At 60.8% G+C, this 1,647-nt stretch carries 1 protein-coding gene and 1 pseudogene; one reads left to right on the top strand and one right to left on the bottom strand.

Annotated elements, in window-relative coordinates:
- Positions 1 to 100 precede the first annotated feature (100 nt).
- The gene (locus AACR77_RS13830) at positions 101 to 469 is read right to left on the bottom strand and encodes a VOC family protein (protein ID WP_042882282.1); all 369 of its coding nucleotides are present in this window, start codon (positions 467 to 469) and stop codon (positions 101 to 103) included.
- 532 nt (positions 470 to 1,001) lie between these two features.
- On the opposite strand from AACR77_RS13830, the pseudogene AACR77_RS13825 reads away from it, so the two are divergent.
- A pseudogene (locus tag AACR77_RS13825) lies at positions 1,002 to 1,647 on the top strand (ammonium transporter); the annotation flags it as partial.

Raw genomic sequence — 1,647 nt, 5'->3', positions numbered from 1 at the left:
ACCCTCAGACCCTCAGACCCTCAGACCCTCAGACCCTCAGACTCTCAGACCTTCAGACCCACAGGCTCTCGGGCCATCAACCTCTCGGACTGCCATCCCCTCAGTCGATGTTCTGCGCGATGCGCCACAGCACGCCGGCGGGATCGTACAGACAGAATTCCTTCATGCGCCACGGCTGGGTGACGAGCTCCGTGACCCGGACGCCGTAGCGGGCGGCGACCTGGCTCGCCTCCACTTGGGCCTGCCAGGCGGCCACGTCCTCCACCAGGAGGTGCATCATGAGCTGCTCGGCCAGCCCCGGGGGATTGCCATCCTGCAGCAGGAAGCTTGCGTTGCCGAGATGAAAATAGGCCACGCCGTCGCCATCGGAGGCCAGGGTAAAGCCGAGATCCTGATAGAACTGCTTTGACTGCGTGAAATCTCGGGCAGGCACGAAGGCCTTGATTTCGGTCACGTTGAGATTGGGCATGGGCTCCTCGCGGCGCTGGGGACAGGGAAGATGGCTTGCCAGTATGACCGGGCATTTCGGGGCAGACCAGACGAATGGTGCGAGTTTGCACTCTTAAAGTGCTTGTGCCCCTCGGGTGGGGGGATATTGGCCGTCAGCCTCATTTGATTTCACCATGGTATGGCCCATTTCATTTATTTCATAAATACCTTAGCGGGATAGATAAGCCTGCCAGGGTGACATCACCACGGGTTCGCCCCGTCATTGTGAGGCGATTGGGTCATCCTGGTGCACTTTCCCGGCAATGCACAGCCAAAGTGCGATTTTCCCCCTGTAACCGGGCATCGTGCGCCAAGATGGTGCGTGTTGAATGTGATAAAAACATAAACCCATGAAATAAAAGGATTATTTTTCTTGGCCTGCTTTATGCTTTCCCCATGTCATGTCGCCATGATGTCTCCGTGAGCCACACAGGTGCGGTGGGCAGGTGGCCAGGTTGGAAATGCATATCAGGAAATGGACCCGGATGCCGGGACGACAAGGAGAGGGCTGTATGTTCAAGAGACTCGTAATGACTGGCCTGCTGGCGCTGGCCGCCACCATGGCCGCCCCGGGCTGGGCCGAAGAGGTGGCCGCGCAGGCCGATGTGGTACAGGCGGCCGCGACCGTGACCATCAACAAGGGGGACAATACCTGGCTGATGGTGGCGGCGGCCCTGGTGATCCTGATGTCCGTGCCGGGCCTCGCCCTCTTCTACGGCGGCCTGGTGCGCGCCAAGAACATGCTGAGCGTGCTGATGCAGGTGTTCACCCTGTTCTGCCTCATCACCGTCCTCTGGGTGGTCTACGGCTACTCCCTGGCCTTCACCGAGGGCGGCGCCTTCTACGGCTCCTTCGACAAGGTGCTGTTGATGGGGGTGACGCCGGATTCCATCGCCGCCACCTTCAGCAAGGGGGTCGGGATCAGCGAGTTCATCTACGTGGTGTTCCAGGGGGCCTTTGCCGCCATCACCTGCGGGCTCATCGTCGGCGGCTTTGCCGAGCGGATGAAGTTCTCGGCGGTGCTGCTGTTCGCGGTGATCTGGTTCACCTTCGCCTATATCCCGATGGCGCACATGGTGTGGTACTGGGCGGGTCCGGATGCCTACACGGATGCGGCCGCCGCCGAAGCGGCCGGTGCCACCGCTGGCTATCTGTTCC

It is taken from the genome of Aeromonas sp. ZOR0002 (genome assembly GCF_963866995.1).
GTDB classification, from domain to species: domain Bacteria; phylum Pseudomonadota; class Gammaproteobacteria; order Enterobacterales; family Aeromonadaceae; genus Aeromonas; species Aeromonas caviae.
This window is presented reverse-complemented; position numbering and strand designations above follow the sequence as displayed.

What these genes read in the sequence shown, in the direction of transcription:
- AACR77_RS13830 (WP_042882282.1), bottom strand. Translation starts at nt 469, where the DNA reads ATGCCCAATCTCAACGTGACCGAAATCAAGGCCTTCGTGCCTGCCCGA.